General features: G+C 75.6%; 24 protein-coding genes. 19 read left to right on the plus strand and 5 right to left on the minus strand.

Annotation, left to right across the window (positions count from 1 at the left end; translation table 11 throughout):
• Positions 1-5 precede the first annotated feature (5 nt).
• The 12 genes from trmD (at position 6) to ACYVQV_RS17630 (ending at position 10971) form a co-directional block, all read left to right on the plus strand.
• On the plus strand, positions 6-812 hold the full coding sequence (gene trmD / locus ACYVQV_RS17575; RefSeq protein ID WP_461024614.1) for a tRNA (guanosine(37)-N1)-methyltransferase TrmD: 807 nt from the start codon (positions 6-8) through the stop codon (positions 810-812).
• A gap of 186 nt (positions 813-998) precedes the next feature.
• Entirely contained in the window at positions 999-1358 is a 360-nt protein-coding gene (gene rplS, locus ACYVQV_RS17580) for a 50S ribosomal protein L19 (protein ID WP_461024615.1), read from the plus strand.
• Between the two features lie 58 nt (positions 1359-1416).
• On the plus strand, positions 1417-2160 hold the full coding sequence (lepB, locus tag ACYVQV_RS17585) for a signal peptidase I (RefSeq protein WP_461024616.1): 744 nt from the start codon (positions 1417-1419) through the stop codon (positions 2158-2160).
• 22 nt (positions 2161-2182) lie between these two features.
• Positions 2183-3151, plus strand: coding sequence for a signal peptidase I (lepB, locus tag ACYVQV_RS17590; protein WP_461024617.1), 969 nt, complete (start codon positions 2183-2185; stop codon positions 3149-3151).
• A complete protein-coding gene (locus ACYVQV_RS17595; protein WP_461024618.1) occupies positions 3148-4026 on the plus strand; it encodes a ribonuclease HII in 879 nt (292 codons plus the stop codon). Before lepB (ACYVQV_RS17590) ends, ACYVQV_RS17595 begins: the two co-directional genes overlap by 4 nt.
• Complete coding sequence (locus tag ACYVQV_RS17600) at positions 4023-4346, plus strand: DUF2469 domain-containing protein (RefSeq protein WP_461024619.1); 324 nt, start codon at positions 4023-4025, stop codon at positions 4344-4346. The genes ACYVQV_RS17595 and ACYVQV_RS17600 overlap by 4 nt, the downstream gene beginning before the upstream one ends.
• Positions 4347-4478: 132 nt before the next feature.
• Positions 4479-4835, plus strand: a complete 357-nt coding sequence (locus ACYVQV_RS17605; RefSeq protein WP_461024620.1) for a YraN family protein — start codon at positions 4479-4481, stop codon at positions 4833-4835.
• On the plus strand, positions 4835-6415 hold the full coding sequence (locus ACYVQV_RS17610) for a YifB family Mg chelatase-like AAA ATPase (protein WP_461024621.1): 1581 nt from the start codon (positions 4835-4837) through the stop codon (positions 6413-6415). Before ACYVQV_RS17605 ends, ACYVQV_RS17610 begins: the two co-directional genes overlap by 1 nt.
• Complete coding sequence (locus tag ACYVQV_RS17615) at positions 6412-7725, plus strand: DNA-processing protein DprA (RefSeq protein WP_461024622.1); 1314 nt, start codon at positions 6412-6414, stop codon at positions 7723-7725. The genes ACYVQV_RS17610 and ACYVQV_RS17615 overlap by 4 nt, the downstream gene beginning before the upstream one ends.
• A gap of 94 nt (positions 7726-7819) precedes the next feature.
• The gene (locus tag ACYVQV_RS17620) at positions 7820-8761 is read left to right on the plus strand and encodes a tyrosine recombinase XerC (RefSeq protein ID WP_461024623.1); all 942 of its coding nucleotides are present in this window, start codon (positions 7820-7822) and stop codon (positions 8759-8761) included.
• Positions 8758-9759, plus strand: a complete 1002-nt coding sequence (gene whiG, locus ACYVQV_RS17625) for an RNA polymerase sigma factor WhiG (RefSeq protein WP_461024624.1) — start codon at positions 8758-8760, stop codon at positions 9757-9759. The genes ACYVQV_RS17620 and whiG overlap by 4 nt, the downstream gene beginning before the upstream one ends.
• Before the next feature lie 96 nt (positions 9760-9855).
• Entirely contained in the window at positions 9856-10971 is a 1116-nt protein-coding gene (locus ACYVQV_RS17630; RefSeq protein ID WP_461024625.1) for a glycosyltransferase family 2 protein, read from the plus strand.
• On the opposite strand, the gene ACYVQV_RS17635 is transcribed toward ACYVQV_RS17630, so the two are convergent.
• The 3 genes from ACYVQV_RS17635 to ACYVQV_RS17645 all read right to left on the minus strand — a co-directional run bounded on the left by ACYVQV_RS17635 (position 10911) and on the right by ACYVQV_RS17645 (position 13720).
• Positions 10911-11603 (minus strand): class I SAM-dependent methyltransferase, encoded by a 693-nt coding sequence (locus ACYVQV_RS17635; RefSeq protein ID WP_461024626.1) that lies wholly within the window; start codon positions 11601-11603, stop codon positions 10911-10913. The two genes, ACYVQV_RS17630 and ACYVQV_RS17635, sit on opposite strands and share 61 nt — an antisense overlap.
• A 47-nt stretch (positions 11604-11650) precedes the next feature.
• The gene (locus tag ACYVQV_RS17640) at positions 11651-12340 is read right to left on the minus strand and encodes a murein hydrolase activator EnvC family protein (protein ID WP_461024627.1); all 690 of its coding nucleotides are present in this window, start codon (positions 12338-12340) and stop codon (positions 11651-11653) included.
• A gap of 243 nt (positions 12341-12583) precedes the next feature.
• A complete protein-coding gene (locus tag ACYVQV_RS17645) occupies positions 12584-13720 on the minus strand; it encodes a pyridoxal phosphate-dependent aminotransferase (RefSeq protein WP_461024637.1) in 1137 nt (378 codons plus the stop codon).
• Positions 13721-14053: 333 nt separating this feature from the next.
• On the opposite strand from ACYVQV_RS17645, the gene rpsB reads away from it, so the two are divergent.
• From rpsB to ACYVQV_RS17680, 7 genes are all read left to right on the plus strand, one after another.
• The gene (gene rpsB / locus ACYVQV_RS17650; RefSeq protein WP_461024628.1) at positions 14054-15019 is read left to right on the plus strand and encodes a 30S ribosomal protein S2; all 966 of its coding nucleotides are present in this window, start codon (positions 14054-14056) and stop codon (positions 15017-15019) included.
• Between the two features lie 45 nt (positions 15020-15064).
• On the plus strand, positions 15065-15892 hold the full coding sequence (tsf, locus tag ACYVQV_RS17655; RefSeq protein ID WP_461024629.1) for a translation elongation factor Ts: 828 nt from the start codon (positions 15065-15067) through the stop codon (positions 15890-15892).
• A 346-nt stretch (positions 15893-16238) separates the two neighbouring features.
• The gene (pyrH, locus tag ACYVQV_RS17660; protein ID WP_461024638.1) at positions 16239-16934 is read left to right on the plus strand and encodes a UMP kinase; all 696 of its coding nucleotides are present in this window, start codon (positions 16239-16241) and stop codon (positions 16932-16934) included.
• Positions 16935-17021: 87 nt separating this feature from the next.
• Positions 17022-17579 (plus strand): ribosome recycling factor, encoded by a 558-nt coding sequence (gene frr / locus ACYVQV_RS17665; protein WP_461024630.1) that lies wholly within the window; start codon positions 17022-17024, stop codon positions 17577-17579.
• 171 nt (positions 17580-17750) lie between these two features.
• A complete protein-coding gene (locus ACYVQV_RS17670) occupies positions 17751-19217 on the plus strand; it encodes a phosphatidate cytidylyltransferase (RefSeq protein WP_461024631.1) in 1467 nt (488 codons plus the stop codon).
• A gap of 84 nt (positions 19218-19301) precedes the next feature.
• Positions 19302-20543, plus strand: a complete 1242-nt coding sequence (gene rlmN, locus ACYVQV_RS17675) for a dual-specificity RNA methyltransferase RlmN (RefSeq protein WP_461024632.1) — start codon at positions 19302-19304, stop codon at positions 20541-20543.
• A gap of 4 nt (positions 20544-20547) precedes the next feature.
• The gene (locus tag ACYVQV_RS17680) at positions 20548-21111 is read left to right on the plus strand and encodes a DivIVA domain-containing protein (RefSeq protein ID WP_461024633.1); all 564 of its coding nucleotides are present in this window, start codon (positions 20548-20550) and stop codon (positions 21109-21111) included.
• A 54-nt stretch (positions 21112-21165) separates the two neighbouring features.
• Here the strand turns inward: ACYVQV_RS17680 and ACYVQV_RS17685 are convergent, their stop codons facing one another.
• Both ACYVQV_RS17685 and ACYVQV_RS17690 read right to left on the minus strand, forming a co-directional pair.
• Entirely contained in the window at positions 21166-21585 is a 420-nt protein-coding gene (locus ACYVQV_RS17685) for a VOC family protein (RefSeq protein ID WP_461024634.1), read from the minus strand.
• A gap of 191 nt (positions 21586-21776) precedes the next feature.
• Positions 21777-21905: a poly(ethylene terephthalate) hydrolase family protein gene (locus tag ACYVQV_RS17690; RefSeq protein WP_461024639.1), complete on the minus strand. Its 129-nt coding sequence runs from the start codon at positions 21903-21905 to the stop codon at positions 21777-21779.
• Positions 21906-21916: the final 11 nt, after the last annotated feature.

Consider the following 21916-nt stretch of genomic DNA (forward strand, 5'->3'; position numbering starts at 1 on the left):
GCGGAGTGCGCGTCGACGTCCTGACGATCTTCCCCGAGTACCTGGCCCCGCTGCGCCTGTCGCTGCTCGGCCGGGCCACCGAGGCCGGCCTGCTGTCCGTGCACGTGCACGACCTGCGCGACTTCACCCACGACCGCCACCGCACCGTGGACGACACCCCCTACGGGGGCGGTGCCGGCATGGTGATGCGCCCCGAGCCGTGGGGCGAGGCGCTCGACCACGTGCTGGCGACCGGCCGGGAGCAGCTCGGTCAGGACGCCGTGCCGCACCTGCTCGTCCCCACGCCCTCCGGCCGCCCGTTCGACCAGCGCACGGCGCACGACTGGGCGGGGCAGCCGTGGCTGGTGTTCGCCTGCGGTCGGTACGAGGGGATCGACCAGCGGGTCCTGGACCACGCGGCGCGCCACCTGCCCGTGACGCCGTTCAGCCTCGGCGACTACGTGCTCAACGGCGGCGAGGTCGCCGTCCTCGCCGTGGTCGAGGCGGTCGGGAGGCTGCTGCCCGGGGTCGTCGGCAACCCCGAGAGCCTCGTCGAGGAGTCCCACGCCGACGGCCTGCTCGAGTACCCCGTCTACACCAAGCCGGCCGCCTGGCAGGGCCTGGAGGTGCCAGAGGTGCTGCTGTCCGGGCACCACGGCCGGGTGCGGCGGTGGCGACGCGACGAGCAGCTGCGCCGGACGGCCAGGGGCCGCCCCGACCTCCTGCGCCGGCTCGCCGCCGACCGGCTCGACGCCGCGGACCGGGCGGTCCTGGCCGAGGAGGGGTGGCGGGTGGGGCCCGAGGGCGCCCACCCCGACCGCCCGGGTGACTGACGCGGATTTCGGACGTCAGCCGCCGCTGTGGCAGACTTCCTCCTCGAACCGCCCGGTCGGTGCCGCCCCTGCCACAGGGGGCGAGCGGCGCTCACGTCCACGCGGTTCGACACCGACAGCTCAGGGGCCCTCGGCCCCCCGATGCGCGCGGGTGGCCTGTGGCACCTGCCGGGAAGCGACTCTCCCATGCACACTCTCGACCACGTCGACGCCGCCTCCCTGCGTGACGACATCCCGCAGTTCCGGGCCGGCGACACCGTCAACGTCCACGTCAAGGTCGTCGAGGGCAACCGCTCCCGCGTCCAGGTCTTCAAGGGCGTCGTGATCCGCCGCCAGGGCGGCGGGGTCCGCGAGACGTTCTCCGTCCGCAAGATCTCCTTCGGGGTCGGTGTCGAGCGCACCTTCCCGGTGCACTCCCCGATCATCGACAAGGTCGAGGTCGTCACCCGCGGTGACGTGCGCCGCGCCAAGCTCTACTACCTGCGCAGCCTGCGGGGCAAGGCCGCCAAGATCCGCGAGAAGCGCGAGACGCCCGCGTCCCGCTGACCGTCCGGACCGGCTCGACCTCCTCGCGAGGTCACGCACCACGCGAGAGGGGTCGGGGGTGGCGACGTCCTCCGACGCCGTCGGGACCCGCGCGTCCCGGCGGCGCCGCCGACGGCGCACGCTGCTGCGCGAGGTCCTCGCCCTGGTGCTCCTGGGCGCCCTCCTCGCGCTCGTGCTGCGCGCTTTCGTGGTGCAGGCCTACGTCATCCCGTCGGGCTCCATGCAGCCGCTGCTGGAGCCGGGCGACCGCGTCGTCGTCCTCAACACGGGTGACGTCGACCCGGTCGACGGCACGTCGGGCATCCGGCGCGGGGACGTCGTCGTGTTCGACGGCACCGGGCTGTTCGCGCCGACGCCCGACCACGCCCTCGGTGGGGACGTCGCGGCCTCCGTCGCCCGCTGGCTCGGGCTGGGCAGCTCGGAGCGGGACTTCGTCAAGCGCGTCGTCGGCCTGCCCGGCGAGCGGGTGCGGTGCTGCGACGAGCAGGGGCGGATCACCGTCGACGGCGTCCCGCTCGACGAGCCCTACGTCTTCCCCGGTGACACGCCGAGCGACCTGCGCTTCGACGTGCGGGTACCGGACGGCAGGCTGTGGGTCATGGGGGACCACCGGAGCGACTCGGCGGACTCGCGTGCACACCTCGGCAGCCCAGGTGGTGGGATGGTGCCCATGAGTCGAGTCGTGGGACGGGTGGTCGCCGTCGTCTGGCCGCTGGACCGGTGGCAGCGGGTCGACCGCGGCGCCGACACCACGGCCGCGGCCACGGACCCGAGCGGGTCGGCGGTGACCGGTGACCGGTGACCGTCCGCAGGGCCCGCGTTCCGTGCGGGCGACCGACGAGCCGGCGACCGGCCAGGCGGCCGGTGCGGGCCACGGTGCGCAGACGCCGGACGCTGCTCGCCGCGGCAGTGGTGAGCCCAGCGGTGGCGAGCCGGGCGGTGCGGGCGAGCCCGGCGGTGCGGGCGCGCCGTCCGGGCAGCGGCGCGAGGCACCCACCGACCGCAGGCGCTCGGGGGCCCTGGCTCTGCTGCGCGAGACCGTCGTGGTCGTCGTCACCGCACTGGTCCTGTCGCTGCTGATCAAGACGTTCCTCGTCCAGGCGTTCTACATCCCGTCCGAGTCGATGGAGCGCACGCTCCTGCGGGGCGACCGCGTCCTGGTCAGCCGGCTGACCCCCGGGCCCTTCGACCTCGAGCGAGGTGACGTCGTCGTCTTCAAGGACCCCGGCGGGTGGCTCGTCGAGACCATCGAGCCGGAGCGCGGCCCCGTGGCCGACGCGGTGGTCCGCGTGCTGACCTTCGTGGGGATCCTCCCGCAGGACGCCGGTGAGCACCTGATCAAGCGGATCGTGGGGCTGCCCGGCGACCACGTCGTCTGCTGCGACGAGGCGGGACGGGTGACCGTCAACGGCCAACCGGTCGAGGAGCCCTATCTGGCGCCGGGCGCCTCGCCCAGCGAGCGGGAGTTCGACGTCGTCGTCCCCGAGGGCAGGCTGTGGGTCTTGGGCGACAACCGCCAGAACAGCCGCGACTCCCGGTGGCACACCGACCTCGAGGGCGGCGGCACGGTCAGCGTCGACTCCGTCGTCGGTGAGGCGTTCGCGGTCATCTGGCCGCTGGACCGGCTCAGCCGGCTCGCCGCGGACGACGAGGTGTTCGCCGACGTCCCGGCGCCCACCGGGGCGTCCCGGGAGTCGCCGCCGGCGCAGGACGCGACCGAGCCGGGTGGCACCCAGCCTGGACAGCCGGACCCTGGGGAGACGGAGCCGGAGGACACGGAGCCCGACCCGTGACCCCGCCGCCCGGACCGGGCGGCGCGGCCGCGCCGCCCGGTCCGCGCCGCGGGGCGGGCGCGGCACCGTCCCTGCGCGAGGAGCGCCGTCTGCTGCGCGAGGGTCACCGGCTCGTCGCCGGGATGGACGAGGTCGGTCGCGGGGCGCTGGCGGGTCCGGTGACCGTCGGGGTCGTGGTCGTGCACGACGGCACCCGGACGGCGCCGAGCGGGCTGCGCGACTCCAAGCTGCTGACCCCGGCGGCCCGCCAGGCGCTGGCCCCGCGGCTGCGTCGCTGGGCGCCGGCGTGGGCCGTCGGGCACGCCGAGCCCGAGGAGATCGACCGGGTGGGCATCATCGCCGCCCTGCGCCTGGCCGGACGGCGAGCCCTCGCGCAGCTGCCGGAGCCGCCCGACGTGGTGCTGCTGGACGGGTCGCACGACTGGCTGACGAACCCCGCGCCCGACCTGCTCGACCTGCTGGGTGACCGGCCCGAGGTCGGTGCTCCGGACTGCGACCCGCGGGTGCGCACCCAGGTGAAGGCGGACCTGCGGTGCGCCGCCGTCGCCGCCGCCAGCGTCCTGGCCAAGACGGCACGGGACGCGCTGATGGTGGAGCGTGGCCTCCTGCACCCCGGGTACCGCTGGGCCGACAACAAGGGCTACTCGGCCCCGGAGCACCTGGAGGCGCTCGGCGTGCTGGGACCCTGCGAGCAGCACCGGCGCAGCTGGCGGTTGCCCGGGTGCGCCCCCGGCGCGGGGGGCGACGGCGGCATGATGGGGGAGCAGGACCGGGGCCTGGCGGCCGAGGGTCCGGGCCCCACCCGAGCGGGGGACCGGGACCGTTCCGTCGACCGGTCCGTCGTCGACAGCGACAGGATGGGCGTCGGGTCATGAGCGCAGAGGACCTCGAGAACTACGAGACCGAGATGGAGCTCGCGCTGTACCGCGAGTACCGCGACGTCGTCGGGCTGTTCGCCTACGTCGTCGAGACCGAGCGGCGCTTCTACCTGGCGAACCACGTGGAGGTCCAGCCGCGCACCTCGGACGGCGAGGTGTTCTTCGAGCTGACCCTCACCGACGCGTGGGTCTGGGACGTCTACCGCTCGGCGCGCTTCGTGAAGTCCGTGCGTGTCGTCACGTTCAAGGACGTCAACGTCGAGGAGCTGACCAAGTCCGACCTCGAGGTGCCCAAGCCCGACGGCTTCCCCGGCTGACCGCGCCCGAGCCGCTGTCGCACGGCGAGCCCTCCACAGCACCCGCGTCGTGGGCGCGTCGTCCACAGCGGCGGCCCCGGGCCCTGCCGCGAGGGGGTGGGCTCCGCCAGCGTCGTCGCCGGAGGTGGTGACGTGCGCGGCACGGACGCAGTGGGCAGGTACGGCGAGAAGGTGGCGGTCGACCACCTGGAGCGCGCGGGCATGGTGGTGCTGGGGCGCAACTGGCGCTGCCGGGACGGTGAGCTGGACGTGGTGGCGCGCGACGGCGACACCGTCGTGGGCGTCGAGGTCAAGACCCGCCGGTCGCTGGCGTTCGGCCACCCGGTGGAGGCGCTGACCGACGCGAAGGTCGCCAGGCTGCGGCGGCTGCTGGCCCGCTGGGTCAGCGAGCACGACGTCCGGCCGGACCTGCTGAGGGTCGACGTGGTGGCGGTCGTCCGGCCGCGGTCCGGCCCGGCGCAGGTCGTCCACCTGCGCGGGGTGGCGTGATGGCGCTCGGTCGCACCCGCGCGGTGGCGCTGCTGGGGCTGGACGGCCACCTCGTCGACGTCGAGGCGCACCTGGCCGCCGGTCTCCCGGCGTTCGTGCTCGTGGGCCTGCCCGACGCGGCGCTGCACGAGGCCCGGGACAGGGTGAGGGCGGCGGCCGCGAACACCGGCTTCTCGCTGTCGCAGCGCCGGGTCACCGTCAACCTGTCGCCGGCCAGCCTGCCGAAGACCGGGTCCGCCTTCGACGTCGCCGTGGCCGTGGCCGTGCTCGCGGCGCAGGGCGCGCTCGACCCCGCCTCCGCGTGCCGTTGCGTTCACCTCGGGGAGCTGGGGCTCGACGGCCGGCTGCGGCCGGTCCGGGGCGTGCTGCCGGCCGTGCGCGCCGCCGTCCGGGCCGGTGCGACGCGCGTCCTGGTGCCGGCGGCGAACGCGGAGGAGGCCCGCCTCGTCCCCGGCGCCGACGTGGTCGGGGTGGCGTCGCTGGCGGGTGTCGTGCGCGCCCACGGCGGCACCGTCCCGGACGTCCCGGGGCCCGGGCAGGCGGGCGACCCCGGGGAGCCGCCGGACGTCCCGTCCGTGCTGGCCGGGGCGCGGACGCCCGGGCCCCGCGGTGAGGAACCCGACCTGGCGGACGTGGTGGGCCAGCGGACCGCGCGCCACGCCCTGGAGGTGGCCGCCGCCGGAGGCCACCACCTGATGCTCCTCGGCCCGCCCGGGGCGGGCAAGACGATGCTCGCGGCGCGGCTGCCGTCGCTGCTGCCGGACCTCGACGACGACGCCGCGGTCGAGGTCACCGCGGTGCACTCGGTGGCCGGGACGTTCGACGCCACCGCCGGGCTGCTGCGTCGGCCCCCGTTCGAGAGCCCCCACCACACGGCGACGCCGGCGTCGGTGGTCGGTGGCGGCCCGGGCGTGCCGCGTCCCGGTGCCGCCTCGCGCGCCCACCGGGGGGTGCTCTTCCTGGACGAGGCCCCGGAGTTCGGGCCCCGGGTGCTCGACGGTCTGCGGCAGCCCCTCGAGCACGGCGAGCTGGTGATCGCGCGGGCTCGCGGCGTGGCGCGCTACCCCGCCCGCTTCCAGCTCGTGCTGGCGGCCAACCCGTGCCCCTGCGGGTACGCGACGGGGCGCGGTGAGGCGTGCAGCTGCTCGGCGCTCGCGCGCAGGCGCTACCTCGGGCGGCTGTCCGGGCCGCTGCTGGACCGGGTGGACCTGCAGGTGGAGGTCGAGCCGGTGTCACGACACCACCTCCTGCGGGACGGTGGGCCCGCCCCCGAGCCCTCCGCGCTGGTGGCCGAGCGCGTGGCCGGTGCCCGGCGCGCGCAGCGTGACCGGTGGGACGGTGCGTGGCGCACGAACGCCGAGGTCCCCGGTGCGGTCCTGCGCGGTACGCACCGGCTGCCCGCCACGGTCACCGCCGTGCTGGACACGGCGATGGACCGCGGCCTGCTGACCATGCGCGGCTACGACCGGGTCCTGAGGGTGGCCTGGACCCTGGCCGACCTGGCAGGGGCCGCCCGGCCCGACGAGGTCCACGTGGGTGGTGCCCTGGCGCTGCGCGCCCGGTCCGGGGTCGCGGCGTGAGCGGGGCCCGGACCGCGGCCGACGGTGCGGCGCAGCACCCGGACTCGTCCGGCTGGACGCGCTGGGTCGAGGACGACCGGCTCGCGCGGGCCGCCTGGAGCCGGCTGACGGAACCGGACGACGACGTGGCGGGCAGGGTCCTGCACGCCGTCGGCGCCACGGCCGCCGTGCGGCACGTCCTGGCGGGGACGCCGCTGGACCACACCGCGCTCGACCTCGGCGACGACGGCCGGGCCCGCACCAGGCTGGCCGCCGGCACGGCCCGGTGGCGCACCCGGGCGCAGGACCTGGCGCCCGAGCGCGACGTCGCCGTCGTGGAGCGGCTCGGCGGCCGGCTCGTGGTCCCGGGTGACGCCGAGTGGCCGGTGGCGCTGGAGGTCCTCGGCCACCGCGCGCCGGCGTGCCTGTGGGTGCGGGGGCGTGGCGACCTCGCCGGCCTGCTCGCCCGGTCGGCGTCGCTGGTGGGGGCCCGGGCGTGCACCGCGTACGGCGAGCGGGTGGCCGCCGACCTCGCCGCGGGGCTCGCCGACCAGCACGTCACCGTCCTGTCCGGCGGGGCGTTCGGTGTCGACGCGGCGGCCCACCGCGGCGCGCTCGCCGTCGGCGGGGGGACGGTCGCGGTCCTGGCCTGCGGCGTGGACCGCGACTACCCCGTCGCGCACCGGGACCTGCTGGCGCGCGTGCGCGACGAGGGAGCCGTGGTCTCCGAGCTGCCACCGGGCAGTGCCGTGACCCGGTACCGCTTCCTGCAGCGCAACCGGCTGGTCGCAGCGGCCACGGCCGCCACGGTCGTGGTGGAGGCCGCCTGGCGGTCGGGGGCCTACAGCACCGCGGCGCACGCAGCGGCTCTGGGACGCCCGCTGGGCGCCGTCCCGGGACCCGTCACCTCCGCCGCGTCGGCGGGCTGCCACCGGATCCTGCGCGAGCTCGACGCGGTCTGCGTGACGGGTCCTGACGACGTGCTCGAGCTGGTCGGTGCGCCCCCCGGCGGGGTGACCGCGCTCGAGGCCCCCGTGCTCGAGGCCCCCGTGCTCGAGGACTCCGTGCCCGAGGCTCGCACGTCCCCTGCCTCCCGCGCCGGCGGGCCGACCGTCGCCCGTGCCCACGACGGGCTGTCCGAGGGCGACCTGCGGGTGCTGGACTCGTTGCCGGTGCGTGCTGCCCGCCCCGCGCGCGACCTCGTGCGCGTCGCCGCGCTCCCGGAGCCGCAGGTGGTGGCCGCGCTGGGTCGCTTGACGCTGCTGGGCCTCGCGACCGCCGTCCCGGGAGCGGACGGGGACCGGTGGTGGCGGCGCAGCGGGCGGAGGTGAGAGCGGCTGCGGTCACGCTCCCGAGACGCCGGCGCGCCACGCCGGGAGGGCGCGGTGCTTGTGCGCGGTCCCCGGGCAGGCGACGGTGGGCGCCGTGACGGTGCCGGTCGACGAGCGGGTGACCCTTCCGCCGGAGCTCGCCTCCGCGCTGGGCGACTTCGCGCGGTTCCTGCGGGCCGAGCGGAACCGGTCGCCGCACACGGTGCGCGCCTACGTCGCCGACGTCGGGCTGCTGCTCGCTCGCGCGGCCGAGGAGGGGGCCGGCCGCCTCGACGACCTGGACCTGCCGACGCTGCGGGCCTGGCTGGCCGGCATGACCGCCAACGGGCTCGCGCGGTCGACCATCGCCCGCCGGGCGTCGGCGGCGCGGACGTTCACCGCGTGGGCGCAGCGCACGGGTCGGGCCGCGCAGGACCCGGCACTGCGGCTGTCGGCACCCAAGCGCGAGCGGCACCTGCCCACGGTGCTGCGCCGGGACCAGGCGGCTGCGCTGCTCGAGCTCGCAGCGGTCCGCGCGGACGACGGGGCTCCGGGGCACCTGCGGGACCGGGCCGCCCTGGAGCTGCTGTACGGCACCGGGATCCGGGTCGCCGAGCTCGTCGGGCTCGACGTGGACGACGTGGACCTCGATCGCCGGACGCTGCGCGTGGTGGGCAAGGGCGACCGCGAGCGCGTCGTGCCGTTCGGGGTCCCCGCCGACCGGGCGGTCCGGGCGTACCTCGGCAGGGGCCGACCCCGCCTCGTGGTGACCGGGAGCGGGCCCGCCCTGCTGCTGGGGGCGCGCGGCCGGCGCTGGGACCAGCGCCAGGTCAGGGTGGTCGTCCAGAGGTTGCTCACCGAGCTCGGGGAGGACCTGCGGACGGGGCCCCACGGACTGCGCCACTCCGCCGCCACCCACCTGCTGGACGGGGGAGCGGACCTGCGATCCGTCCAGGAGCTGCTGGGTCACGCTAGTCTCGCGACGACCCAGGTCTACACGCACGTGTCGGTGGAACGGCTGCGACGCACGTACCAGCAGGCGCACCCGCGAGCATGAGCGGCCGAGCGAGGGGAGGGGCGGTGCCGGGCGAGGCGGGTGGCACGGACGAGGAGCTGACGGGGGATCGGATGCGCCGAACGGGTGACGTCCCCTCCGCGGCCGGACAGGGCAGTGAGCGGGCGGTCGACCGGGGGGCCGACCCCGGGGAGGCCGACGTCGTGGACGCGGTCGCGCCGTCCGGCGAGGACGCCGTGGACGAACCCGTGGACGACGCCGCGGAGGAGGCCGCCGCGAACGAGGCCGAGCTGCGTCGCCTCTGGGTGCGGTTCAAGGAGGCGGGCGACCCCGGCGACCGGGAGCGGCTGATCCTGCACTACTCGCCGCTGGTGAAGTACGTCGCCGGCCGCGTGGGGGTGGGGCTGCCGCCCAACATCGAGCAGGCCGACCTCGTCTCCTACGGGATCTTCGGGCTGATCGACGCCATCGAGAAGTTCGACCTCGAGCGGGCCATCAAGTTCGAGACGTACGCGATCTCGCGGATCCGCGGGGCGATCATCGACGAGCTGCGCGCCCTGGACTGGATCCCCCGGTCCGTGCGCAGCAAGGCCCGCGAGATGGAGAAGGCGTACGCGGCGCTCGAGGCCGAGCTGCACCGGGCACCCACCGAGCCCGAGGTCGCCCAGCGGATGGGCATCGCGCTCAGCGACCTGCACCAGATCTTCAGCCAGGTCTCCTACGTCAACGTCCTCGCCCTGGACGAGCTGCTCAGCGTCGGCGGCGAGAAGGGCGACAACCTCTCGCTCGGCGACACGCTGACCGACCACAAGGCGGAGGACCCGGTCACCGCGTTCGAGGGCGAGGAGACCAAGTACCTGCTGGCGCGCGCCATCGACCAGCTCTCCGAGCGCGAGAAGATCGTCGTGACCCTCTACTACTACGAGGGCCTGACGCTGGCGGAGATCGGTCGCGTCCTCGGCGTCACCGAGTCACGGATCTGCCAGATGCACACCAAGGCGGTGCAGCAGCTGCGAGGCCGGCTGGCGTCGGCCACCTGACGGGGCCGACGGGGCTCACCCGGACCGAACCGCGAGCCGGTGGCCGGGGGCCGGCCGACCCGTCGCCGGCCCGCCCCTCGCCCGTAGGCTGCCCACGTGACCGAGCTGTCCGTCGTCGTGCCGGTGTACGACGAGGCCGAGGCGCTGCCGCACCTGGTGCGGCGGCTGCGCCCGGTGCTGGACGGGCTCGGGTGCGAGCACGAGGTCGTCGTGGTGGACGACGGCTCGAGGGACGCCACGCCGGTGCTGCTGCAGCGGCTCCGGCGCGAGTGGCCGCAGCTGCGGGTGGTGCGGCTGCGCGTCAACGCCGGGCACCAGGCGGCGCTGTCGGCGGGGCTGTCGGCCGCGCGGGGCCGCTGGGTGGTCAGCCTCGACGCCGACCTGCAGGACCCGCCGGAGGTCATCCCGCGGATGCTGGACGCTGCCCGCCGCGGTGAGGTCGACGTCGTCTTCGCGGTGCGCACCGACCGGCGCACCGACTCGTGGTTCAAGCGGTCCACCGCCCGCGCCTTCTACGGCCTGATGGGGGTGCTGGCCCGTCAGCCCGGGCCGGTCGACGCCGGTGACTTCCGGCTGCTGAGCAGGGCCACCGTGGACGCCGTCAACGCCCTGCCGGAGCAGCACCGGGTGCTGCGCCTCGTCGTCCCGGCCCTGGGCTTCCCGAGCGCCCAGGTCACCTACCGGCGCGAGGCCCGGGTGGCGGGGCGCTCCAAGTACCCGGTGTCGCGGATGCTGCGGCTCACCCTCGACAGCGTCACCGGCTACTCCGTGGCGCCGCTGCGGCTCGCGACCTGGTTCGGCCTGCTCGGCGGTCTGTCCGCGCTCGCGCTGCTCGTGTACGCCCTGGTCGCCAACCTCACCGGCCGCACCGTCGCCGGGTGGACGTCCACCGTCGTGACCGTCGCCGCGGTGGGTGCCGTGCAGCTGCTGTGCCTGGGCGTGCTGGGCGAGTACGTGGGCCGCCTGTACAGCCAGCTGCAGGGCAGACCGACGTACTACGTCGCCTACGACAGCCTCCGGGACGGGGCACGTGGCGACGCGGCGGACGCTGGCGGAGGTGCACCGGCCGGGCGGGCCGGTGACCCCTCGCCCGGCGCGCTGACGGGGGGCCCGGGGGCGCAGGAGCCGGACGGGCCGACGCGCCACGGCGGTCAGCGCGAGCGCGCACGCACGAGCAGGGACACCCCGGGGACCCTGCCGACCGGCAGGTAGCGCTCGGCGCGGACCACGGCGCGCAGGGACGCGTTGAGCACCGGCGGCACGCGGTCGAGGTCGCTGCCGCTGCTGCGGCGCCGGTGCAGCGCCACCGCGGGGCGCAGCAGCACGTTCCAGCTCCGCACCCACTCCACCTGCAGACCGCCCCCGGCCAGCAGGCGCAGGAGGCCGGTGCGGTCGTACCGCCGCACGTGCCCCACCGCGACGTCGTGGTCGGACCACAGCCGCATGTCGACCGGCACCGCGACCAGGAACGACCCGCCCGGACGCAGCACCCGCGCCACCTCCGCGACCGCCCGCGCGTCGTCCTCGAGGTGCTCGAGGACGTCGAACGCGACCACGGCGTCCACCGAGGCGTCGCCGACCGGCAGGCGCTCGGCGTCCGCCCTGACGGTCGCGAGCCCGCGCTCGTGCGCGACCCGTGCGCCGTCCGGCCCGTGCTCCAGGGCCACCGCGCGCCAACCGGCCGCCCGCAGGACGCGGGTGTTGCCGCCACCGGCCGCGCCGACGTCGAGCGCCGTGCCCGGCTCGAGTCCTCGCAGCATCCGGCGCAGCAGCCACCGGCGCTCCGCGTACCACCAGTGGACGTCCTCGAGCTCGGCGAGCCGGCGGACCTCGGCACCTTCCACGGCGCGCATCCTGTCACCCGTCCGCCCACGTCACCGGACCGCCCACGTCACCGGACCGCCTGCTGGGGGACGCCGCGCCGGTCCGTCCGGGCGGCCGGAGCGCCGGGGGGCGCGGCAGCGCCCCGCCGGCTGACCGCGGCGGGGCCGAGGACCTCGGCCCGTCGCCGCACGGCACCGCCGCCGCGCCCGCCGTCCGGCAGGAGCACGGGCGGGTCGACGGCACCGAGCAGGGACAGCGGGTCCAGGTAGCTCCCGCCACGCCGGACGCCCCAGTGCAGGCAGGACCTGGGGGCGCAGTGGGAGGCCGGGGAGGCCGTGGCCAGCACCGCGACCTGGTCGCCGGCCCGGACGGGGGTGCCCACGGGCAGCGGCTGCGACACCGGTTCCAGCGAGCTGCGCAGACCCCCTGGGTGGGTGAGGGTCAGCACACCGCGGTCGACGACGGTGCCGGCGAAGGTCACGGTGCCGGGCGCCGGCGCGAGCACCGGCCGGCCCGGCGCGGCGGCGAGGTCGACGCCCCGGTGCCCCGGTGCCCAGGGGGCGGCGGGTCCGCGGAACCGGTCGACCACCTCCGGCGGCGGGGGCGCGAGGGGCCACCGCCAGGGCCCGGCGGGGGTCGTCGCGGAGGCGGTGGGGGGCCGGGTCGCAACCCCCGGCGCCGAGGCCCTGGTCGCCGCGGCCCCCGGGACCAGCCCGACCACCAGCCCCACCACGAGCCCCACCACGAGCGCCGGCACGCGTCCCCGGGTGAGGACCGTCGACCCGGGCCGGGTGCGCAGGGCAGGCCGACGTCGGCGCCGGCAACGGCGGAGTTGCCGGTGCTGCCGGTGCTGGGCGTGCCGGCGGTGGCGGTCGCCGTCCTGGTGGTGGCTCACCCGGCAGACGCTGGCCGGTCGGGCTGGGCGCGCGCAGCGGTCGGTCGCCGCGCTGTGGACGACGCGCCCGGGGCGGCCGGCTGTGGAGGGGCGGTCGAGCGGGCGTCAGCCCGCGCGCAGCCGGGCCAGCCGCCGGGCGGCCTCGGCGATGACCTCGTCCCGCTTGCAGAACGCGAAGCGCACGACCGACCGCAGCGGGCCGGGGTCGTCGCAGAAGACGCCGACGGGGACCCCGACGACCCCCACCAGCTCGGGCAGGCGGCGGCACAGGTCCAGCCCGTCGTCGTACCCGAGCGGCGCCGCGTCCGCGAGCACGAAGTAGGTGCCCTGCGGCACGCGGACCTCCAACCCGGCCTCCACCAGGCCCTCGCAGAGCATGTCCCGACGTCGCTGCAGGTCGGGTGCGAGCGCGTCGAGCAGGTCGTCGTCGCCCAGGGCCCGGGCCACGGCCGGCTGGAAGGGGGCGCCGCTGACGAAGGTGACGAACTGCTTGACGGTCGCCACGGCCGCGACCAGCTCGGCGGGCCCGTGCAGCCACCCGATCTTCCAGCCGGTCACCGAGAACGTCTTGCCCGCCGACGAGACGGTGAGCGTGCGCTCGGCCATGCCGGGCAGGGTCGCGACCGGCACGTGCGGGCGGCCGTCGAAGGTCAGGTGCTCGTAGACCTCGTCCGACAGGACCAGCGCGTCGTGCTGGCGGGCGAGCCGGGCGACGGCCGCGAGCTCGTCGGCGGTCAGCACCCGCCCCGTGGGGTTGTGCGGGGAGTTCAGCAGCACCAGCCGCGTGCGCGGCCCGAACGCCGCCGCGAGCCGTGCCTCATCGAGCGGCTCACCCGGGGGCGGCAGCGGCACCGGGCGGCGCACCCCGCCCGCCAGGGCGATCGACGCCGCGTACGAGTCGTAGTACGGCTCGAAGACCACCACCTCGTCGCCGGCCTCGACGAGGGCGAGCACCCCGACGGCGATGGCCTCGGTCGCGCCGGTGGTCACCAGGACCTCGCTGTCGGGGTCGACGTCGAGGCCGTAGCGGCGCCGCTGGTGGTCGGCGACCGCCTCGCGCAGCGCCGGCACGCCCCGGGCCGGCGGGTACTGGTTGACCCCGCCGCGGATGGCCGCGACGGCGTCCTCGAGCAGGGACGCCGGTCCGTCGGTGTCCGGGAAGCCCTGACCGAGGTTGACCGCTCCCGTCCGCTGCGCGAGCGCCGTCATCTCGGCGAAGATGGTCGTCCCGAAGCCCTGCATCCGCTGCACCAGCACCCACCGACCGTATCGGCGCGGGCGGCGGGGGACACCCGGGTCCCCGGGCCCGGCTCCTCCTCGTCCCGAGCACGCGCGCGACGGGCGTACCATGGGGGTGCGGCCGGGCCGAACCCGGCTGACTACGCGTGCCCACGTGCCGCCGACCAGCTCGCGCCCCGGCGCGGGCCCCGGGAGGCGGGGCGTGCCCCTCGGTCCACCGGCCGGTTCACCGGACGGCGGCGGGGCGCGTCGCGGGCACCAGGCGCGCCGTCCAGGGCGGACGGTGCGGGCAACCGAGTGGCACCGGCCCGACCGGTGCGGAAGGAGTGCGTCGGCATGGCCGTCGTCACGATGCGTCAGCTGCTGGAGAGCGGCGTCCACTTCGGGCACCAGACCCGTCGCTGGAACCCGAAGATGAAGCGCTTCATCTTCACCGAGCGCAACGGCATCTACATCATCGACCTGCAGCAGTCGCTGACCTACATCGACAGCGCGTTCGAGTTCGTCAAGGAGACCGTCGCGCACGGCGGGTCCGTCCTCTTCGTCGGCACCAAGAAGCAGGCGCAGGAGCCGATCGCCGAGCAGGCCGCCCGCGTCGGCATGCCGTACGTCAACCAGCGCTGGCTGGGCGGCATGCTCACGAACTTCCAGACGGTCAACAAGCGGCTGCAGCGGCTCAAGGAGCTCGAGCAGATCGACTTCGACGACGTGGCCGGCAGCGGCCGCACGAAGAAGGAGCTGCTCATGATGCGTCGCGAGTTCGACAAGCTCGAGCGCACCCTGGGCGGCATCCGCGACATGGCCAAGGTGCCGTCGGCGGTCTGGATCGTCGACACCAAGAAGGAGCACCTCGCGGTCGACGAGGCGCGCAAGCTCGGCATCCCGATCGTGGCCATCCTCGACACCAACTGCGACCCCGACGAGGTCGACTACCGCATCCCGGGCAACGACGACGCGATCCGGTCGGTCACGCTGCTGACCCGCGTGATCGCCGACGCCGTGGCCGAGGGCCTGATGGCCCGCTCCGGCGCGGACGGCGGCCGTGCGGCCGGCCAGGTGGCCGGCGACGAGCCCCTCGCCGAGTGGGAGCGCGAGCTGCTCGAGGGCGACGCGAGCGCGCAGGCGCCCGCCGCGGAGCAGGCGGCGGCCGCCGAGGCGCCCGCCGCCGACGCCGCCGTCGCCGTTGCCGAGGCCGCCGAGGCGCCCGCGCAGGCGCCCGCCGAGCAGGCACCCGCCACCGGCGACCCCCAGGCCGAGGTCCCGGCCGAGGCGGCCGAGCCCCAGGCGGACGACAAGGCCTGAGCGGGGTCACCCGCTCCCGACGACGAGAAAGGCGTACACGCACTCATGGCGAACTACACCGCCGCCGACATCAAGAGGCTCCGCGAGGCGACCGCCGCGGGCATGCTCGACTGCAAGAAGGCGCTCGAGGAGACCGACGGCGACTTCGACGCCGCGGTCGAGTACCTGCGCGTCAAGGGCCTCAAGGGCGTCACCAAGCGCGAGGGCCGCACCGCGTCGAACGGCCTCGTGGCCGCGCACGTGGACGGTGGCGTCGGCACGCTGGTCGAGGTCAACTGCGAGACCGACTTCGTCGCCAAGGGCGAGAAGTTCCAGGAGCTCGCGAAGGTCGTCCTCGACCAGGCCGTGGCCAGCAAGGCCGCCGACGCCGAGGCGCTGCTGGCCTCCGACCTCGACGGCCGGACCGTGCAGGCCGTCCTCGACGAGGCCAACGCGACGATCGGCGAGAAGATCGAGATCCGTCGGGTCGCGCGCCTCGAGGCCGGCGCCGTCGCCTCCTACCTGCACCGCACCAGCCCGGACCTGCCGCCGCAGATCGGCGTCCTGGTGGCCTTCGACGGCGAGCCCGGCGACGTGGCGCGCGACGTCGCGATGCACACCGCCGCGATGTCGCCGTCCTACCTCACCCGGGACGAGGTCCCCTCGGACGTCGTCGACAACGAGCGCCGTCTCGCCGAGGAGACCGCCCGCGAGGAGGGCAAGCCGGAGCAGGCCATCACCAAGATCGTCGAGGGCCGGGTGAACAGCTACTTCAAGGACAACGTCCTGCTGGAGCAGCCGTTCGCCAAGGACCCCAAGCAGACGGTCGGCAAGGTGGTCGAGGCCACCGGCGCCAAGCCCACCGGGTTCGCCCGGTTCCGCGTCGGCTCCTGACCCAGCACCCGGCCGACCCTGGGTCGCCCGGTGACGAGGCCCCGTTCCCTCCCGGGGACGGGGCCTCGTCGCGTCTGGGGACGTGACCGCGGTGCGCTCACCCCCCTGCCCGCGGACGGTCACCGTCCGGCAGACTGCCCCCACACCCCGCGAGAGGAGCACGAGAACCGTGCCGACCACCGAGCCGACCACTGAGCCGACCAGCGAGCCGACCAGCGAGCCGACCAGCGAGCCGACCACTGAGCCGACCACTGAGCCGACCGGCGAGGTCCGCACCGTCGACACCGCCCCCGGGACGGCCGTCCGGTCGCAGGCCCCGGGTCCCTCGTCCCCGCGGTACCAGCGGGTGCTGCTCAAGCTGTCCGGTGAGATGTTCGGCGCCGGCCAGGTGGGCGTCGACCCCGACGTCGTCCAGCGGATCGCGCGCGAGATCGCCGTCGCCGTCGACGAGGGCGTGCAGGTCGCGATCGTCGTCGGCGGGGGCAACTTCTTCCGGGGCGCCGAGCTGTCCCAGCGCGGGATGGACCGCGCCCGGGCGGACTACATGGGCATGCTCGGGACGGTGATGAACTGCCTGGCCCTGCAGGACTTCCTCGAGCAGACCGGGGTGGACACCCGGGTGCAGACCGCCATCGCCATGGGGCAGGTGGCCGAGCCCTACATCCCCCGCAAGGCCATCCGGCACCTGGAGAAGGGTCGCGTCGTCATCTTCGGCGCCGGCGCGGGGCTGCCGTACTTCTCCACCGACACGGTCGCCGTCCAGCGGGCGCTCGAGGTCAAGGCGGACGCCGTCCTCATGGCCAAGAACGGCGTGGACGGCGTGTACACCGGCGACCCGCGCACCGACCCGGCGGCGGTCAAGCTCGACCAGGTGACCTACTCCGACGCGCTCCAGCAGGGGCTGCGGGTGGTGGACGCCACCGCCTTCAGCCTGTGCATGGACAACAAGCTGCGCATGATCGTCTTCGGGATGCAGGGCGAGGGCAACGTCGCCGCCGCGGTCCGGGGTGAGAAGATCGGGACGCTGGTCGTCGCCGAGTGACGCCGGGTGGTGCCAGGGAGGCACCGCCCACCCGGCACCCGAGCGTGGTCCGGCGACAGCGACGACCCTGAGACGAAGGAGCACCCCGTGATCGACGAGACCCTCCTCGAGGCCGAGGAGAAGATGGACAAGGCCGTCGAGGTGGCCAAGGAGGAGTTCGCCGCCATCCGGACAGGTCGTGCCAACGCGGCGATGTTCGCGAAGATCATGGTGGACTACTACGGTTCCGCCACGCCGCTGCAGCAGCTGGCGTCGTTCCAGGTCCCCGAGGCCCGCACGGTGCTGATCACGCCGTACGACCGCTCCGCGATGGGCGAGGTCGAGAAGGCCCTGCGCGACTCCGACCTGGGCGTCAACCCGTCCAACGACGGCAACGTCATCCGCGTCGTGCTGCCCGCCCTGACCCAGGAGCGGCGCAAGGACTACATCAAGCTCGCCCGCGGCAAGGGCGAGGACGCGAAGGTGTCCGTCCGCAGCATCCGCCGCAAGGCCAAGGAGGAGCTGGACCGCCTGGTCAAGGACGGTGAGGTCGGCGAGGACGAGGGCTCGCGCGCCGAGAAGGAGCTCGAGGCGCTCACCCGCAAGCACGTCGAGGTCGTCGACGAGCTGCTCAAGCACAAGGAGGCCGAGCTGCTCGAGGTCTGAGCAGCGCGGCCAGCAGGCGCGGTCGCACCCTCCGGGACGGGACCGCATCGAGGGGACGAGGTCGGACCGGCCATGGACTACCTGCCTGGACGAGGGCGTCGGCGACGCGGGTCGGCGACGCCCTCCTCGGCGTCCCCGTCCTTCCCCTGGGACCCCGCGGACGCGTCGCCGGTGGAGCCCCACGTCGAGGACGACCCGGGCGAGGAGTGGGCCGACGACGACCAGTGGGCCGACGACGAGCCGACCGGCGAGCAGTGGGCCGACGACGACGAGCCGACCGGCGAGCAGTGGGCCGCCGCCGAGCCGACCGGCGAGCAGTGGGCCGCCGCCGACGACGAGCCGACCGGCCAGCAGTGGGCCGACGACGAGTCGACCGACGACGCCGGGGACGACGAGGGCGCGAGCGACGACGGCCGCACCTGGGGAGACCGTCGGTGGGACGAGGGGGGCCTCGGTGAGCCGTACGTGCCCGAGCGCTTCGACTTCGACGCCGGCCGCGCGGAGGAGACCCGCGAGCTCCGCCTCGAGGGCCTGGGGGCCGCCGACGAGGGCCCGTCGACGGACGGGGGTGACGCGTCCGAAGGTGACGCGTACGGGGTAGACGCGTACGAGGACGCCGGAGCGTCCGGGGTGGCCGCCGCGCACGAGCGCGACGTGGCCGAGGAGGACCGGTACGACGGCCCGGCGGACGGCCAGGTGCCCGTGCCGCTGGCCTCGGAGGTGCCCGCGCCCGGTCGGCGCGCCCGGCGCGCCGGCTCGGCCGGGCCCGGTCACGGCACGCGCCGCAGCCCGGGCGCGAGCGCGGCGGGCGCACCTGCGGCACCGGCCAGCCGGGCCGGGCGGAACCTGCCCGCGGCGGTCGGTGTGGGCGTGGCCCTCGGCGCGCTCGTGGTGGCGTCCCTGTTCGTCCGCAAGGAGGTGTTCGTCGCGGTCGTGGCCGTCGCCGCGGGCCTGGCCGTGTGGGAGCTCACCCAGGCGTTCTCCGCGCGCAGGATCACCGTCCCGCTGGTCCCCGCGCTCGTGGGCACGCTCGGCGTCCTCGTGTCGGGGTACGCCTCGGGCGAGGAGGCGATGCTCGTCGCGTTCGCGCTCACATCGCTGGCGATGATCCTCTGGCGGGTGATCGACGGCGTCGACGGCGCCGTCCGGGACGTCGCGGCCGGCATCTTCACGGCCGCCTACGTGCCGTTCCTGGCCGGTTTCGCGATGCTCATGCTCGCCGCGGACGACGGCCCCTGGCGGATCGTCGTCTTCATCCTCGTGACCATCTCCAGCGACATCGGCGGGTACGCCGTGGGCGTGGTGGCGGGACGCCATCCGATGGCCCCCTCGGTGTCGCCGAAGAAGTCCTGGGAGGGACTGGCCGGGTCCGCGGCGGCGTGCGTCCTCGCCGGCGTCCTCAGCGTGACCCTGCTGCTCGACGGTGCCTGGTGGGCCGGTGCGCTCCTCGGGCTGGCGACCGTCGCGACCGCGACGGTCGGCGACCTGTCCGAGTCGCTGCTCAAGCGGGACCTCGGCATCAAGGACATGGGCTCGCTGCTGCCCGGCCACGGCGGGATGATGGACCGGCTGGACTCCCTGCTGCCGACCGCGCCCGTGGCGTACCTGCTCCTGCTGGTGCTCGTCCCCGGGGCGTAGCCGCGGCCGGGGCGGGCGGGGGCCGTGCCGGCTGACGGTCGCCGCTCGTGTCCCGACCGCCCCTCGTGGGACGATGGGGGCGAGATGACGACCGCACCCGACCCCGCCGCCCCGGCCGCCGTCCCCCCGCGCGAGAGGCCCGCCGCCGGCGCCGTCCCCCCGGCCGTCGCCGCCGACGACGCGCCCGCGGGCACTGTCCGGCCGCGACCCGGGCAGCTCACGTTCGCCGCGCCGCGCCGGGGCAAGCCCCCGCGGCACCTGGCCGACCTCACGCTGGCGGAGCGCGCGGACGCCGTCCGGCAGCTCGGCGGCAAGGCGTTCCGGGCCAAGCAGGTGTCCACGCACTACTTCGAGCGGCTCGTCGTCGACCCCGACGAGATGACCGACCTGCCCAAGGCGGGCCGCGCCGAGCTCGTGTCGGGCCTGCTGCCCCCGCTGCTGACGCCCGTGCGCACCCAGACGGCCGACGAGGGTGCCACGGTGAAGACCCTGTGGCGGCTGCACGACGGCGCTCTCGTCGAGAGCGTGCTGATGCGCTACCCGGGCCGGGTGACGCTCTGCGTCTCGAGCCAGGCGGGCTGCGGGATGAACTGCCCGTTCTGCGCCACCGGTCAGGCCGGGTTGACCCGCAACATGTCGACCGCGGAGATCGTCGAGCAGGTCGTGTCGGCCGCCCGCGCGCTGCGGCACGGCGACGTCGCCGGTGGCGCGGTCGACGAACCGCTGCGCGTCAGCAACGTCGTGTTCATGGGGATGGGCGAGGCACTGGCGAACTACCGTGCCGCCGTCGGGGCGATCCGGCGCCTCGTCGAGCCGCCGCCGTCCGGCCTGGGGATGTCCGCCCGGGGCGTCACGATGTCGACCGTCGGGCTCGTGCCCGCGGTCGACAAGCTCGCGGCCGAGGGGCTGCCCGTGCGGCTGGCGCTGAGCCTGCACGCCCCGGACGACGACCTGAGGAACGAGCTGGTCCCGATCAACACCCGGTGGTCGGTCGCCGAGGCCCTCGACGCCGCGCGGCGCTACTACGAGACGACCAAGCGGCGGGTGAGCATCGAGTACGCCCTCATCCGCGACGTCAACGACCAGGCCTGGCGGGCCGACCTGCTCGGCAGGCTGCTGAACCAGCGGGGGACGGGGTGGGCGCACGTGAACCCGATCCCGCTCAACCCGACGCCGGGTTCGCGGTGGACGGCCAGCGACCCGCAGGTCGAGAGGGACTTCGTCGCCGCCCTGCGGGCGCGGGGCATCCCCACCACCGTCCGCGACACGCGCGGCCGTGAGATCGACGGTGCGTGCGGGCAGCTCGCCGCGACCGGGCAGGATTGAGCCCGTGACCTCCTTCCAGCGGACCAACCGCCTGACCCAGGGGTACGAGCCCGGGCAGGTGGAGGACTTCTTCGAGCGGGCCCGGGCCGTCTACGAGGGGCGGGCCAAGGGCAACGGCCGACGACCCACGTTGAGCGCCCACGACGTGCGCGTGGCGGCCTTCGACCTCGTACGCGGTGGGTACGACGTGCACCAGGTCGACTCGGCGCTGGACCGGCTCGAGGACGCCCTGGCGCGCCGCGAGCGGGAGCGGCTGGTGAAGCGGGACGGTGAGGAGGCCCTGATGGCCGAGCTCACCCGGCGTGCCCGTGCGTTGCGCGGGCGCCTGAAGCGCCCGGACGGCGAGCGATTCGACCGTTCGAAGGGTCTGGAGCCGGGCTACGCCCCCGAGGACGTCGACGCGCTGTGCCACCGCCTGCGGTCCTACTTCGACGAGGGCGAGCCCATGTCCGCCGACGACGTGCGTCGCGCGGTGTTCCGCACCCGGCGGGGCAGTCGCGGCTACCGCGAGGCGCAGGTGGACGCCTTCCTCGACCGGGCGGTCGAGATCATGATCTCGGTGGACTGACGGCTCCGGCTCGAGTCGGCGGCCGCCCGGCCGCCGACCTGGTGCACTGCCGGGTCACTGCACGCAGAACTCGTTGCCCTCCGGGTCGCGCAGGACCACCCACTCGCCGTGCGGCTCGTGCCACTCGCTGACGACCTCCGCACCGGCGGCCACGACCCGCTCGACGCGCTCACGCACCGCGTCCCACCCGCCTCCGCCGGCGGAGGCGTTGACGTCGAGGTGGACGCGGTTCTTCGCCGTCTTGCCCTCGGGCACCTTCTGGAACAGCAGCCGCGGCCCGTGCCCCTGCGGGTCGACGACGGCCGACAGGTCCCCGCGCCGCTCCGGGGGGATGCCGGCGGCGTCGGCGAGCTCGTCCCAGCTCGCGAACCCCTCGGGTGGCGGCTGCAGGACGTAGTCCAGCGCGAGCGCCCAGAACCGGCTCTGCGCCGCAGGGTCCCGCGCGTCGAACGTGACCTGGATCCCGACTCCCACGTCGCCTCCTACCTCGCCTGACCGCCGGAACCGGCCGGCGGGGCGGCCGCCCCGGTGGTGGCCGCGTCGCGACGCTAGCGCCGCCCACCGACGCTAGCGCCGCCCACCGCCGGGCGCGGGCAGCCAGGGCCGTTCCCTGGGTGCCCGCGCCAGGCGGTCGGGGCGTTAGGGGTGACTCGGAGTCGGCTGACTCAGAGGGCGCCGCCGCTGCGCCAGTCGGACGCGTCGTCGTCGCGGTCGGGGCCGCCGGTCAGGAACGGCGAGTAGCGGGTGTCCTGGTCGACGAACCGCTTCATCCAGGAGACCGTGAACTTGCCGATCGTCGAGTTCG

The sequence above is a fragment of the Thalassiella azotivora genome (assembly GCF_054781695.1).

Coding starts and splice junctions, on each gene's coding strand:
- rplS (WP_461024615.1), top strand. CDS start 999: ATGCACACTCTCGACCACGTCGACGCCGCCTCCCTGCGTGACGACATC.
- rpsB (WP_461024628.1), top strand. CDS start 14,054: ATGGCCGTCGTCACGATGCGTCAGCTGCTGGAGAGCGGCGTCCACTTC.
- whiG (WP_461024624.1), top strand. CDS start 8,758: ATGAGCGGCCGAGCGAGGGGAGGGGCGGTGCCGGGCGAGGCGGGTGGC.
- ACYVQV_RS17645 (WP_461024637.1), bottom strand. CDS start 13,720: ATGCAGGGCTTCGGGACGACCATCTTCGCCGAGATGACGGCGCTCGCG.
- ACYVQV_RS17600 (WP_461024619.1), top strand. CDS start 4,023: ATGAGCGCAGAGGACCTCGAGAACTACGAGACCGAGATGGAGCTCGCG.
- tsf (WP_461024629.1), top strand. CDS start 15,065: ATGGCGAACTACACCGCCGCCGACATCAAGAGGCTCCGCGAGGCGACC.
- rlmN (WP_461024632.1), top strand. CDS start 19,302: ATGACGACCGCACCCGACCCCGCCGCCCCGGCCGCCGTCCCCCCGCGC.
- ACYVQV_RS17610 (WP_461024621.1), top strand. CDS start 4,835: ATGGCGCTCGGTCGCACCCGCGCGGTGGCGCTGCTGGGGCTGGACGGC.